The organism is Algoriphagus marincola DSM 16067, from assembly GCF_000429405.1.
In the GTDB taxonomy this organism is placed as follows: Bacteria; Bacteroidota; Bacteroidia; order Cytophagales; family Cyclobacteriaceae; genus Algoriphagus; species Algoriphagus marincola.
In genome coordinates, this window is record NZ_AUBU01000006.1 from 198,200 (window position 1) to 211,095 (window position 12,896).

At 43.3% G+C, this 12,896-nt stretch carries 14 protein-coding genes; 6 read left to right on the top strand and 8 right to left on the bottom strand.

Annotated features, from left to right (window positions below; genetic code table 11):
* The first annotated feature begins 158 nt into the window (after window positions 1-158).
* Both G457_RS23055 and G457_RS23060 read left to right on the top strand, forming a co-directional pair.
* Window positions 159-422: a DinB family protein gene (locus G457_RS23055; RefSeq protein WP_051260774.1), complete on the top strand. Its 264-nt coding sequence runs from the start codon at window positions 159-161 to the stop codon at window positions 420-422.
* Window positions 423-443: 21 nt separating this feature from the next.
* Window positions 444-602 carry a DinB family protein gene (locus G457_RS23060; RefSeq protein WP_248602844.1) on the top strand — a complete coding sequence of 53 codons (159 nt, stop codon included), beginning with the start codon at window positions 444-446 and terminating at the stop codon, window positions 600-602.
* A 37-nt stretch (window positions 603-639) separates the two neighbouring features.
* On the opposite strand, the gene G457_RS0109270 is transcribed toward G457_RS23060, so the two are convergent.
* From G457_RS0109270 to G457_RS0109285, 4 genes are read right to left on the bottom strand one after another with little or no spacing between them, the layout of a single operon-like run.
* Entirely contained in the window at window positions 640-1,248 is a 609-nt protein-coding gene (locus tag G457_RS0109270; protein ID WP_026946228.1) for a nitroreductase family protein, read from the bottom strand.
* A 3-nt stretch (window positions 1,249-1,251) separates the two neighbouring features.
* A complete protein-coding gene (locus G457_RS0109275) occupies window positions 1,252-2,604 on the bottom strand; it encodes an FAD-dependent oxidoreductase (RefSeq protein WP_026946229.1) in 1,353 nt (450 codons plus the stop codon).
* A gap of 24 nt (window positions 2,605-2,628) precedes the next feature.
* Window positions 2,629-3,915, bottom strand: a complete 1,287-nt coding sequence (gene kynU / locus G457_RS0109280; protein ID WP_026946230.1) for a kynureninase — start codon at window positions 3,913-3,915, stop codon at window positions 2,629-2,631.
* A gap of 44 nt (window positions 3,916-3,959) precedes the next feature.
* On the bottom strand, window positions 3,960-4,472 hold the full coding sequence (locus tag G457_RS0109285) for a 3-hydroxyanthranilate 3,4-dioxygenase (protein WP_026946231.1): 513 nt from the start codon (window positions 4,470-4,472) through the stop codon (window positions 3,960-3,962).
* A gap of 100 nt (window positions 4,473-4,572) precedes the next feature.
* Between G457_RS0109285 and G457_RS0109290 the strand changes: the two genes are divergently transcribed.
* Both G457_RS0109290 and G457_RS0109295 read left to right on the top strand, forming a co-directional pair.
* Window positions 4,573-5,547 carry a dipeptidase gene (locus G457_RS0109290; protein WP_026946232.1) on the top strand — a complete coding sequence of 325 codons (975 nt, stop codon included), beginning with the start codon at window positions 4,573-4,575 and terminating at the stop codon, window positions 5,545-5,547.
* Entirely contained in the window at window positions 5,547-6,155 is a 609-nt protein-coding gene (locus tag G457_RS0109295; protein WP_026946233.1) for a hypothetical protein, read from the top strand. Before G457_RS0109290 ends, G457_RS0109295 begins: the two co-directional genes overlap by 1 nt.
* Window position 6,156: 1 nt before the next feature.
* On the opposite strand, the gene G457_RS0109300 is transcribed toward G457_RS0109295, so the two are convergent.
* The 4 genes from G457_RS0109300 to G457_RS0109315 all read right to left on the bottom strand — a co-directional run bounded on the left by G457_RS0109300 (window position 6,157) and on the right by G457_RS0109315 (window position 9,148).
* On the bottom strand, window positions 6,157-6,642 hold the full coding sequence (locus G457_RS0109300) for a GAF domain-containing protein (protein WP_026946234.1): 486 nt from the start codon (window positions 6,640-6,642) through the stop codon (window positions 6,157-6,159).
* On the bottom strand, window positions 6,635-7,660 hold the full coding sequence (gene ribD / locus G457_RS0109305; protein ID WP_026946235.1) for a bifunctional diaminohydroxyphosphoribosylaminopyrimidine deaminase/5-amino-6-(5-phosphoribosylamino)uracil reductase RibD: 1,026 nt from the start codon (window positions 7,658-7,660) through the stop codon (window positions 6,635-6,637). Before ribD ends, G457_RS0109300 begins: the two co-directional genes overlap by 8 nt.
* Window positions 7,660-8,460 (bottom strand): DUF4382 domain-containing protein, encoded by an 801-nt coding sequence (locus tag G457_RS0109310; protein ID WP_026946236.1) that lies wholly within the window; start codon window positions 8,458-8,460, stop codon window positions 7,660-7,662. The genes ribD and G457_RS0109310 overlap by 1 nt, the downstream gene beginning before the upstream one ends.
* A gap of 127 nt (window positions 8,461-8,587) precedes the next feature.
* A complete protein-coding gene (locus G457_RS0109315; protein WP_026946237.1) occupies window positions 8,588-9,148 on the bottom strand; it encodes a fasciclin domain-containing protein in 561 nt (186 codons plus the stop codon).
* A gap of 187 nt (window positions 9,149-9,335) precedes the next feature.
* On the opposite strand from G457_RS0109315, the gene G457_RS0109320 reads away from it, so the two are divergent.
* Complete coding sequence (locus G457_RS0109320; RefSeq protein ID WP_026946238.1) at window positions 9,336-10,364, top strand: phenylalanine--tRNA ligase subunit alpha; 1,029 nt, start codon at window positions 9,336-9,338, stop codon at window positions 10,362-10,364.
* A 465-nt stretch (window positions 10,365-10,829) separates the two neighbouring features.
* Complete coding sequence (locus G457_RS21300; protein WP_081701410.1) at window positions 10,830-12,896, top strand: T9SS type B sorting domain-containing protein; 2,067 nt, start codon at window positions 10,830-10,832, stop codon at window positions 12,894-12,896.

Genomic DNA, 12,896 nt, shown 5'->3' on the forward strand with positions numbered 1-12,896 from the left:
AAATTAGGCCTTTGTGTTTGATTTCCACGGGGAATCTTGGAACTTTAACATCTAACCAAGCCAGTACGAAAATGAAAAATCATTTTAAGTTTCCGTTTTTATCCCTTGCCGCCTTTTTGATTTAAGGATTTTCCTCCTCTCTTCAGGCACAAACGACCATGGAGGAATTCATGTCCAAGTGGAATAATAGTAAGCAGTTTACCATTGATGTGCTCAATGCGATGCCAGACGATGGGATGGACTATAAAACCGACCCAGAGGCCATGAGCTTCAGGGAACAAATTCATCATATCGGAACAGCGATTAATGTAATCTCACAAGGATTTCTGATGGGAAAGGATCCTGGCTTTTCTATTGATTTGGCAACTGCCAGTAAAGCAGATTTGGCAGATTACATAGCTAAATGCTATGATTATGGCTAAGCTACGATTCAGGCTCTTCCTTTGGATAAAGCAAGGGAAGTCATCGAAGTCTTTGGAAATAATGTTAGCAGAAGACAGGTGATGGCTCTCCTGATGGATCACAGCACCCATCACAGGGGCTCTGCGATAGCCTATCTTCGGGCAAATGGCGCGCAGCCACCGGCATTTGTAGGGTTTTAAAAAAATATAACCGCTGAAAAAACTCAGCGGTTATTTTTTATTCTCTAATCCATCCGATCTTGTCGGCAATAGGTTCTCTTTTGCCAGTGGGCCAGCGATCATTAGCAGGCTTGGCTACATAGAAAAAGCCCATCAGCATATCTTCACCTTCTAATCCAAAATCTTCCCGTGCTTCCTCCCAAAAAGTCGGACCTCCTGTACCCCAATAGGCAGCTAGTCCATGTGCGGAGGCAGTAAGATACATATTTTGAACAGCCATCGCGGTAGCGGCAATCTCTTCCATCAGTGGTAGTCCGGAGCCCTCCGTTCGCTTCATCAAGATGGCGATTACATGAGATGCTTTGGTCGGATTTTCCTTAAACTTATTATAAGTAGCCTCAATGAACGGGGTACCATTTTTCTCCGCGCGCTTTTTGTAGAGCTCTGCCTGGTAATCAGCAAATGTTTTCAGCCCTTCTCCTGTGTAAACAATAAATCTCCAAGGCTGGGTCAACTTATGGGTAGGAGCCCAATTGGCATTTTCGAGCATTTCTTCGATGATGGCATCATCGACAGGATCATTTTCCTTAAACTGCGCCACAAACATGGATCTACGTCCACGAATGATTTTATTAACTTCTTCTACGTTGAAATTTGGTTTTTCCATTTGTTAGACTGCTTTAGCGGTTTCCATTTTGTTGATAATCTCCTCGTAGTCCAATCGGTTCCAATTTTCAGTAATTAATGGATCTGCCATCACTTGGCGCATGATTGAATCTTGTAATTGACCCTGAGCATAGGCCTCAGAGTAGCTCATATCGGAGAAAGTCACCATGGAATAAAGTGGCACCCAATCCTTCGGATAAAGTTCGTTCAGCTTGGTTTCGATCTTTTTCCGAATCAGAAATTTGGGGTCTGCAACAGTGTCCCGCATTTCAACGAAGTTTTCCATTGCCAATTGGCAGATGGCGTCGGTATCAGGCTTTCTGGTTTTCTGGAATTTTTCAAAGACCAGATCCCAAGAATTATGACCGTATTTATTGATCAAGCCATTTAACACACGACAATCTTCAAAGCCACAATTCATTCCCTGCCCATAGAAAGGAACCATGGCATGAGAAGCATCTCCTATCAAAAGACTATGCCCTTGTACCCAAGGGTAGCATTCGACATTGATTAGCGCAGAAGTGGGATTTTTAAAATATTCTTCCGTCAAGTCTGGCATCAATTCGTATGCGTCAGGGAAGAAGGCTCTGAAAACGGATTTTAGATCTCCTGCATCGTTTATTTTGTCAAAGCAAACCTTGGTGCCTTCAAATGGTAAAAAAAGTGTGCAGGTAAAGGATTTGTCAGGATTTGGGAGCGCAATTAGCATGAACTTTCCCCGCGGCCAAATATGAAGCGCGTTGGGATCCATGGCAAATTCTCCATCCGCAGTGGCTGGTATAGTCAGTTCCTTGTAGCCATGGCTAATGTATTCCTGCCTATAATTGAATCGAATCTGCTTTTGCATAGACATTCGCAGAGAGGAATAAGCGCCATCAGCCCCGATGATCACAGGAGCTTCTTTTTTGAAATTTCCTTCAGGTCCAGAAAAATGAATAGTCTGATCTCTGAAGTCCACTTCTTCACACTTATGGTCAAAAAGCATTTCTACGCCTAGATTTTCAGCTTCCTCGACCAAAAGTTGATTGAATTTGCCACGGGATATGGAATAGATGGCTTGACCTTCTTTCCCATACGGGATAAAGGAAGTTCCACCATGTTCATCGTGAATTCTTCGCCCATACATAGGAATCGCAAGGGGTAGTACCCGATCCTTAAGACCTACCTCTTCGAGGCTTTTCCATCCTCGATGGCTTAGGGCCATATTGATGGAGCGACCACCTTCGTATCGCTTGCTTTTCCGCATATCAGGTCTCTTGTCATAGATTTTGACTGGAAGACCTTGCTTTCGGAGGTATATACTCATCAGGGTTCCAATCAGTCCGGCACCCAAGATGGTTATTTCTTCTTTTTTCATTTTGGAAAGATTTCCTTCGCTCTTTTAAGCGAATTTATTGAGGGATTGTTCCAAAATCTTTGCGAATCGAAACACATCCATGAAGCTGTTATACAATGGAGTAGGAGCAAGACGAATGACATTGGGGTTGCGCCAGTCTCCCACTACACCATGCTGATACCATTCGTCGAAGACGGCTTTCCCGCCTTGATGAATCAGCAAAGATAACTGACAGCCACGTTCACTTGGGTTTTCTGGGGTTATAATTTCCAAAATCCCTGATTCTCCGCTGATTTCACGGATCAAAAATTCTAAGTATCCTGTCAAACGCTCACTCTTTTTTCTCAGGTTTTTGATTCCTGCCTCATGGAAAATATCCAAGGAAGCCTGATGAGCGGCCAAGGCCAACACATTGGAATTCGCCAGTTGCCAGCCATCAGCCCCAAACATGGGAATGAAGCCTTTCTCCATCAAAAAACGCTGTGCCTCATCATGGCCCCACCATCCTGCAAATCGAGGGAGGTCAGGTCGCTCGGCATATTTTTCATGAATATAGATGCCAGAGACATTACCAGGACCGGAATTGAGGTATTTGTAACTGCACCAAGTAGCGAAATCCACCTCCCAATCATGAAGGGATAGCGGAGCATTGCCAACAGCATGCGCCAGGTCAAAACCTGCCAGTGCCCCTACCTCGTGAGCTGCTTTGGTGATGGCTTTCATATCAAAAAGCTGTCCGGAGTAATATTGAAGTCCCGCCATGTTGACCAAGGCCAGCTCTTTTCCGTGCCGCTTAATCTCCGCCACAATATCTTCCGTCCTCAGCGTATGCTCCCCTTCTCTGGGTTTAATTTCGATGATAGTAGTGTCCGGGTCTAATCCATGCCATTTGACTTGACTTTCCAGCATGTACTGATCGGAAGGAAATGCTCCAGCCTCAATCAGAATCTTGTATCGCTCTTTTGTGGGCTGATAAAAAGTCACCATTAGCAAGTGGAGGTTGACCGTGAGATTATTCATCGCCACCACCTCATGCTCCTGTGCTCCGAGTATTTCAGCCAAGGCAGGTTTGGACTTTTTACGAATGTGATACCAGGCATCTTCTCCATGGAAATGACCGTCTACTGCCATTTCAGCCCAATTATTCAATTCCTTATTCAGGTAATCTTTCACAGATTTTGGCTGAAGGCCTAACGAATTACCACAGAAATAAAGTGCCTCCTGACCATTGACTTTCGGAAAGAAAAAGTGCCCTCTGAATTTTCGAAGTGGATCATTTTGATCCATTTCTTGAGCAAAAGCTTCAGTATATGAATAGGAAAGTGTTTTCATTTGAGGAAGAAGATAGGTTTAGAGAGTTTTTGAAAGGAAAAGGTTTACTTCTCCATGTAAGTACCGCATTTTTTGCAAGTCCTTAATTCATCACTACTCCAAAAGCGCTCCATGATTGGGGGTAGTTGATTGACAATGTCGGTAAGCTCGACATATTCTTCGTGAAGTTTGTGATTGCAGTTTTCGCAAAACCATAGAAACCCGTCCTTTTCACCTGGTCTGCGATATCGTTCCATGACTAGTCCGACCGTATTGGCAGGTCGCTGTGGTGAGTGTGGGACTCTCGGAGGAAGCAGAAATATTTCCCCTTCCTTGATAGAAATATCCTTAGGCTTGCCATCTTCGATGACTTTCAGCACAATGTCACCTTCCAATTGGTAGAAGAATTCCTCCCCTTCCTCGTAGTGATAGTCTTTTCTGGCATTTGGGCCTCCCACGACCATGACAATAAAGTCATCATTTCCCTTGTAAACCTGCTGATTTCCGACAGGAGGCTTAAGCAAGTGTCGGTTTTCGTCAATCCATTTTTTGAAATTAAAGGGGGAAGAGAGTGCCATAGTTTTGTTTTAAGGTCAGTGAAACTCTAACTCATCAAGGGGCTAAAAGTATTAAAAAACACGCATTTTTTTGATTTACTTTGTTTCAAACCCCAATTCCATGCATCTACCGATTTTTGACCTTCATTGTGATTTGCTATCCTACTTGTCGAAGATTCCCGGAGCAAGTCCCTCCAATGAAATTGATATTGCCTGTGCTTTACCTTGGCTGCGCAAAGGCAACGTAAAGCTTCAGGTTTTAGCGATTTATACGGATGTGCGCCCGGGTTCCATGGATTTGGCGCTCAAGCAAGCAGAAATATTCCAATCGCTAATTGATGAAGGAGCTTTTTCCGCATTTCAAGCGCAAAGTTGGAAATCTTCCGGTCCAATTGCAGCCCTTGCATCCATTGAGAATGCAGCAGGCTTGGGGGAGGAAAATTCATCATGGGAAGCCATAGAGCGACAACTCGATCAGATTCTATCCAAAGTTGGGCGTTTGGCTTATGTTAGTTTGACTCATCATACCGAAAATCGATTTGGTGGAGGAAATTACACCGAGGGAATTGGGCTAAAAGATGACGGGAGAAGATTGCTCGACCTTTTGATCGAAAGAAATATTCCCATCGATCTTTCTCATAGTTCTGACCTCCTGGCAGAGGGGATTTTGAATCATATCGATCAACATCAGCCTCAGTCCCCTATCATTGCTAGCCATTCAAACTATCGAGCTATTTGGGATCACAAGCGCAACTTAAATGACGAATTCGCCCAAGAAATTATCCGGCGGAAAGGGATCATTGGGGTTAATTTTCTACGGGCATTCTTAGATAATGACGTCCCAGAGCGGCTTTTTGAGCACATTTTGCACGGCTTTCAGATCGGAGGAGAAAATGCGCAGGGTTTTGGAGCAGACTACTTTTATACTCAGGATTTTCCGGATAAAAGTCGACATCCTTTCTACTTTCCCCTTGCTGAAAATGCCTCTAAGTACCCGGAAATTTTAGATGTTTTGGCTGAAAATCTCCCTGCCGAGCAATTGGAAAAACTCGCCTACAAAAATGTTCTTCACTTCTATCAAAACCTCTTCAGCTAATGTCTTCACATCATTTCGTCAAAGAGCAACAGGAACCCGCCTTAGTAATTTTGGACCTTCAGGACTTTTCTTGGGAACGGCTTTCCGGACTTCTTGAATGGGTACCTACCGTCTTGGTAGCTGAGGAAGCTGTAGACCAAGTGCTGTCCTGGGGCATCAAAATCGATGTCATTATCAGTTCAGAACGCTTTCGAAATAAAAACACTCAGCTAATGGAGGAGCAGTACCCGCTTCGGTTTTTGGTAAGTCAATCGGGTGAACATTTGAAGGAAGCATTGTACTATTTGCTTGCTTCGGATCACAAAGCGGCTCATTTGATCGGTTTTTCCAGACAGGATTCCAAGCAGTTGGATGAATTCCTGGACAAAATGGATTTGACCCTATTTGATGAGGGAAGAAAGTACTATCCCGTACAGGGAGGAAGTTTCAAAAAGTGGTTTCCAGCGACTACGGTGGAAATCTTTGGTCCAAATGGCCTTCCTGTTCAAATCAGAAACTCTGAAATGGATATGATTTTGCCCTTGGAATTTGTCACTCAAATAGAATTGCCTGAGGGATTTACTGAATTTTCAGCCGCAACTTTAATTTGGATTGGAGAGGAAGTCTGATCTATGAAAGAGTGTCGGAAAGCTTCTGACATAGCTGTTCCAAATATTCTTGATCCACTTCATCAAAATCATTCAGCTGATCGCTGTCTACGTCTAAGACCATCTTAACTTCTCCGTTTTTCAGAACAGGAACCACGATCTCCGAACGACTAGCTGAGCTACAGGCAATATGTCCTGGAAAAGCATCCACATCAGGAACTAATTGCGTTTTTCCTTCTTTCCAGGCCGTTCCGCAAACCCCCTTTCCAAAAGCAATTCTTGTACATGCGATGGGTCCTTGGAATGGTCCCAATACAAGCTGCTCCTCTTTCACGAGATAAAAACCTACCCAAAAGAAGTCGAAGCCCTGCTTGAGTACTGCAGAGATATTGGCCAAGTTGGCATAGAGATCAGGCTCTCCCGTAATCAGCGCTTCGATCTGTGGAAGAATGGCTTCGTATTTTTCGGCCTTGCTGGCTTCGGTAGGGATAAATAGATTTTCAGACATGGAAATAATAGGACAAAAGGTCTTCCTGAATCGAAATTTGGCGGTCGGGGTTTTGGTGCATTTTTGGCGCTTCTATCCCTTCACCAAATTTTGATGATCCTGTAAACACCCGAGCCTCGTCCCAAAGTTCGGCATCCAGGAAATTTTTTAATACAAATGCTCCACCTTCTACGATCACACTCTGGATTTTTCTTTTTTGTAGGTGAGCCAAAATTTCTTTGGGGTGAAAATTTGGTTCAAGCTTTACAAACTCGAGGTTTTGGTGCTCCTCATTTTTAAGCAGGTTATAGCAGATGGTCGGGATACTTTGATCAAAAATTTTCAATTGACGATCTAGGTGCAGTTGGGGGTCAATTACAAGGCGGATAGGATCTTTTCCGCTCCAGTCACGAACATTTAAGCTGGGGTTGTCATAGTAGGCTGTATTTTTCCCTACCAAAATAGCGTCTTCTTCGGCACGCCATTTATGAACAAATTGGCGGCTGAGGGGATTGGAGATCCATTTGGAAGAGAAATCCTTTCTGGCAACAAATCCGTCAGCGGTTTGTGCCCATTTCAAGATTACGTAGGGACGATTTTTTTCGATTTGGGTAAAAAACCGTCGATTTTGCCATCGGGCTTCTGTTTCCAAAAGGCCTGTTTCGACTTCGATTCCGGCGTTTTTTAGGATTTCAATTCCTTTGCCGCCGACCAAGGGATTAGAATCCATGGCGGCAATCACGACTTTTTTTACTCGCTTCTCTACCAGCAGATTGGCACAGGGAGGCGTTTTACCGTAATGGGCACAAGGCTCCAAGGTCACATAGACGGTTGCTTCAGGAAGGAGATCCTGATTTTTGACAGAATGGATGGCATTTACCTCCGCGTGAGGACTTCCATATTTTTGATGGTAGCCTTCTCCGATAATCCGATCATGATGCACGATCACACACCCCACTAGTGGATTGGGACTGACTGAGCCAAGTCCTAATTCGGCGAGCTCCAAGGCCCTTCTCATGTAGTTGATCGGATTTTCCATTAGAGATTCGAGCGAAAGTTTATTCGATCCAAAGTCAGTGTTTCACGAAGTCTTACTTCAACACCCCGGATGGTATCCGCCAGAAAGGCTTCATCTTTAGGATCCAAATAGAGATCGTAAATGCCGGGCTGAAGTCGAAATAGGAAAGCACCTGCGGTATTGGTGTGGGTGCTGATGCTATCTCCATTTAGAATAGCTGTAATCGATGGCCGAAGGGTAGTTGGAGAAACACTTCCCCTAATTTCCCCGAATGTCCCGGGCAAAATGGCTGTTACAGTTGGTGTAAGTTCAAAGGCAAATGGCTCTGTCCGAGTAGTCTGAATAGATTTTTCCAGATCAAAATCCAAAATCACATCATAAGAAAGCCCTCCATCCAGATCCAATGAGACAGGAATATTGACAAGAGCCTCTTCGTCTGTAGGATGTGCAATTGGATACACGTTTTCATTCTCCCATAGCGAATGCTCCGTTCCCAATCGCATTTCTAGCTCGATAATTCTTCCCGGAGGTAAGGTGCCTCGGCCAAGCAATAAGACTTCGCCGCCAACTAGGTCTGAGACACGAACCCGCTTATCTCCCAATTCATAGGGAATAAAAAATGATTGCTCCTCAGTATCCCTTCCTTCCACATTCATGCGGACATCCACCCCCAAAATTTCTATAAAAACAGAATCGTAGGCAGGAGGCGCATCTACTAAGACCAAATTGAGCAATGCTTTTGGCTCATCCGAAAGGTCTGAGCAGGAATAAGAAAATGAGATGGCTAGAATGCCGATAATCGAACGCAGTAGATTTCGCACAGGACAAAGTTAGTTCAAATCTTCGCTTCACGGCAAGTGCCCAAAAAGAACTTATGATTCAATCAAATAAAAAAGTCCGACTGAGAACATCCCAATCGGACTTTACAACCAAATCAACTACAACCTATTACATTTTTGGTAAGACTACACTGTCAACCGAGTGGATTACTCCATTTGACTGCCATACGTCAGCGATGGTTACTTTGGACTGTCCACCATTTTCGTCAGTGATGTACAAGTCCTTACCTTTCATCCAAGCTGTCAATTTTCCACCTTGTACAGTGGCTAATACTGCTTTTCCGTTTCCTTTTTTGATTGCCGCGGCGATATCTTTTGATCCCATCTTTCCAGCTACTACATGGTAGGTCAAGACAGCAGTTAATTGTCCTTTGTTTTCAGGCTTCAAAAGTGTTTCCACCGTACCATCCGGTAATTTGGCGAAAGCAGAATTTTCAGGAGCAAAAACTGTGAATGGACCTTTCCCTTGCAAGGTCTCGACCAAACCGGCTGCTTTGACTGCAGCAACCAAAGTGGTGTGATCGGCAGAATTTACCGCATTCTCCACGATGTTTTTAGAAGGGTACATAGGGGCTCCACCTACCTCGACGGTTTTTTCCATTTGGGCAAAAGCAAGGTTTGCACTGAGGAAAACAAATGCTAAAAGCGCTGTTTTTAAGAAATTTTTCATAATTGATGTGTTTTTTGATTTGGAAGGAATTACGAGGCCTGTAAATCATTTGGATCGATGATGAGGAGATTTTTTTGAAATAAGCCCAAGAATATTCCCGCTCTTCGGAAGATGTTAAAAATGAATTACCTTGAATTCTGCTCAAAAAGCTAAAAATTGTAGCTTTGTGCCTTTAGAATAAATTTCCATGAATCAGGACAAAATAGTAGCCATCAAAGAAGCAATAGCTCAGGCTAGAGCCAAGAATAAAGAAGAACTGGAAGCTTTTCGGATGAAATTCATTTCCAAGAAAAGCGTGGTGGGAGAACTTTTTGCTGAAATGGGCAAAATTCCTAATGAAAAGAAGCGCGAGTATGGGCAGCTGATTAATGGGGTCAAGCAGGCGGCTGAAGCAAAATTTCAGGAGCTTATAGATCGGGTCAATGAGTCCTCTAAAAAGTCTAAGTCTGCTGACCTGGACCTTACCTTGCCGCCCTCTAATCAATCCGTAGGGGGAATTCATCCACTTACGGCCACAAGACAACGGATCATTGAGATTTTCGAACGTATCGGTTTCAACCTTTCGGAAGGTCCTGAAATCGAAGATGATTGGCATAATTTCACAGCACTCAACTTCCCGGAAAACCATCCTGCAAGGGAAATGCAGGACACCTTTTTCATCGAAAAAAATCCGGATATCGCGCTGCGAACTCATACTTCCTCCGTGCAGGTACGGGTGATGGAAAATCAAAAGCCACCGATTCGAACGCTTTCTCCGGGAAGAGTCTATCGAAATGAAGCTATCTCAGCGCGTGCACATTGCATCTTCCACCAGGTCGAGGGGCTTTATGTAGATGAGAATGTTGGTTTCGCCGATTTAAAGAATACGCTCTATCATTTTGCCAAGGAGATGTTTGGAAAAGGGACTAAAGTTCGGTTCAGACCATCCTATTTCCCTTTCACTGAGCCAAGTGCGGAAATTGATATCTCTTGTCTGCTTTGTGGAGGTAAAGGCTGCAATGTCTGTAAGGGTACCGGCTGGGTAGAAATCGGAGGCTCCGGCATGGTTGATCCAAATGTCTTGGAGAACTGCGGAATCGACTCGAAAAAATATACCGGCTTTGCATTTGGTATGGGAATCGAGCGTATTGCCATGTTGAAGTATCAAATCAAGGATCTTCGGCTTTTCACTGAGAACGACGTAAGGTTCCTGAGGCAATTCAGACCCCTACTTTAATATTGCCTTTCAAATCATTAAGAACCTCTTCCACACAGAAGAGGTTTTTTTGTTGTTTTTACTTTTTCTGATAGGGGGTGTTTTTCTATGAATCTCCTTCGAAAGGACCTGTTTCTCAGTCAATAGTGACATTTTTCAAAAAAAATTGAAAAAATTTTAAAATTTTTTTCGCCCTTGATTTTCAGCGCTTTTACATTTTATCACCAGAAAAAAGCTTCATTTATGACCTTTTTTGATAATGGTACAATTTGAAGAAAAATAAGACAATTTTTAGCTGGAATTGATTTCTTGGCCATGATAAAAATCACTTGTCCAAAAGAATAAATGATATAAATTTCCATCGAACAGAAGAATATTTAGAATATCATTTTGCTGTATTCGATATACAAAAAATAATATTCTAAAATTTGAAATACAGAAATATCAATTCATAAGGCAAAATAGACCTGTTGAAATCTACATTAATTGAAAAGCTTTAAAACCACATATCATTTCGTAACGCTAGCTCTCCTCTTGAGCTTAGTCGTGGTTTCCAACGCCCTTGGACAATATGCCTTTGAAATTCCAAAATCCGAGAATGACCGGATCTTGAGTTTTAACGGAATCCAAGTCGATGTAAGTGGAAAGCTTGCTCTATGTTCACACAGCGAACGAGGATCTATCATTTTAGATGTCACGGGAGGAGTTCCTCCTTATACTTTCCTTTGGAACACCAAGGAAACAACTCAAAACAGAGGCAATCTGTATGCGGGTACTTACACAGTTGAGATCACAGATTCTCAAGGATTGAAGCACATTGAGAATATAGTGGTACAGCCTCCATTTCCATTAATCCTCAATCCAGTGGAAAAAACTGACGCATCTTGCGGTTCTTCTGCTGATGGCTCAGCGAAGATTTCCGTCAAAATCGGTCGTGGAGAGCCATATAAAGTGACTTGGAGCCATGGTCTTCAGGATTCTTGGGAGGCTAATGACTTGAAGCCAGGAACTTATATAGTCACAGTAGCCGATAGATACAACTGTGATGTGTCTATGAGTTTTCAAATCAACTCAAAGGAGGCTGGGATGCAGGTCACTGAATCGGTTGTTGATGCAAGCTGTACAGGTAAAAATGATGGGTCTATCACCTTGAATGTTTCTGGCGGACAAGCACCATACACTTATATATGGAGTAATGGGGTAAAGTCAAAGGATCTATCAAATGTATCTGCTGGAATCTACGATGTGCTTATTCAAGATCAAGGTGGATGCACCATGCAGGCTAGTTATCGAGTGGAAGAGCCCAAGTCCATGGAAGTAGAAGCAGAGGTTATCAATCCAAGTTGCTCTTCTGATTCCAATGGTACAATCGATCTAAATGTAATCGGTGGTACTGCGCCTTATGCGATTACTTGGAATAATGGAGCTAGTGGAGCGGAATTGGAAAACCTTCCTGCAGGAATTTATTCTGCTAGAATTACCGATGCTTCTGGTTGTTTTATAGATCAGCAAGTAGAATTGAAAGCTGAATCTGCATTGAGTCTGGATCTAATTGAGATTTCAAATCAAAGCTGCACCGGCGAAGCAGACGGAGCAATAAAAATTGCTCACAAAGGAGGCAAGGGCCAAGTTACCGTGACATGGGCAGACGGAGTATCTGGTGAATTGAACCGAACAGGTTTAGCTGCCGGTACTTATGAAGTAAGCATAACTGATGAGTCGGGATGTACTATTAGCGGAAGTTATAGTGTGTCTCAATCTGAAGCTGTCACTGCTCGGATAGAATCTGCACTAGATGTGAACTGTGAGCAGGGAAGTGTCACCGGTCATGCATGGGTTTCCATTACAGGAGGCAAGGAGCCTTTCACGATTTCTTGGAGTTCCGGGGAAAAGAACACTCGAGAAATCAACTATTTCCAAGCGGGTGTGGTGGAAGTGACCGTAACTGACGCTACGGGTTGTAGTTCAAATGTTTCTGCAGTTCTTGATTTTCCTTCTCAAATCAATCAAAGTGGAAGATTAGACTTTCAGTACAGAAAGCTTCAAATTACCACAGAGCCTGAGGTATTTATTGATGAAGAAATCCTTTTTGAGAGTCAAATAAGTCCAGAGATAATCGCGTGGGAATGGAGCTTTGGAGACGGTGTTTCTTCCACAGAAAAAGATCCAATACACGTTTATCAAGACCCAGGGACATACGAAGTGAAACTTACCGGGTATGATATCTTTGGTTGCTCCACCGATGAGGTGAGCAGTGTTAAGGTAATTACCGCTGAAGCTCAGGTAGTGATTCCAAACGCCTTTACTCCAAATGGAGATGGATTAAATGACACCTTTATTCCTAAAATTAAGAATATCAAATCCTTTACTCTGGAGATTTTCAATACTTGGGGAGAGAAAATGTTCTTCACCAATTCTCCCGAAAGCAAAGGATGGGACGGTACCTATAAAGGTCAACTCCTACCTGCTGGGAATTACCTCTATCGAATCACCTATACCGATCAAGACTCCAACCAAAAGGAGAAAACAGGAGGAGTCACCCTAATACGATAA

Coding starts and splice junctions, on each gene's coding strand:
- G457_RS23055 (WP_051260774.1), top strand. CDS start 159: ATGGAGGAATTCATGTCCAAGTGGAATAATAGTAAGCAGTTTACCATT.
- G457_RS0109270 (WP_026946228.1), bottom strand. CDS start 1,248: ATGGAAAAACCAAATTTCAACGTAGAAGAAGTTAATAAAATCATTCGT.
- G457_RS0109275 (WP_026946229.1), bottom strand. CDS start 2,604: ATGAAAAAAGAAGAAATAACCATCTTGGGTGCCGGACTGATTGGAACC.
- kynU (WP_026946230.1), bottom strand. CDS start 3,915: ATGAAAACACTTTCCTATTCATATACTGAAGCTTTTGCTCAAGAAATG.
- G457_RS0109285 (WP_026946231.1), bottom strand. CDS start 4,472: ATGGCACTCTCTTCCCCCTTTAATTTCAAAAAATGGATTGACGAAAAC.
- G457_RS0109290 (WP_026946232.1), top strand. CDS start 4,573: ATGCATCTACCGATTTTTGACCTTCATTGTGATTTGCTATCCTACTTG.
- G457_RS0109295 (WP_026946233.1), top strand. CDS start 5,547: ATGTCTTCACATCATTTCGTCAAAGAGCAACAGGAACCCGCCTTAGTA.
- G457_RS0109300 (WP_026946234.1), bottom strand. CDS start 6,642: ATGTCTGAAAATCTATTTATCCCTACCGAAGCCAGCAAGGCCGAAAAA.
- ribD (WP_026946235.1), bottom strand. CDS start 7,660: ATGGAAAATCCGATCAACTACATGAGAAGGGCCTTGGAGCTCGCCGAA.
- G457_RS0109315 (WP_026946237.1), bottom strand. CDS start 9,148: ATGAAAAATTTCTTAAAAACAGCGCTTTTAGCATTTGTTTTCCTCAGT.
- G457_RS0109320 (WP_026946238.1), top strand. CDS start 9,336: ATGAATCAGGACAAAATAGTAGCCATCAAAGAAGCAATAGCTCAGGCT.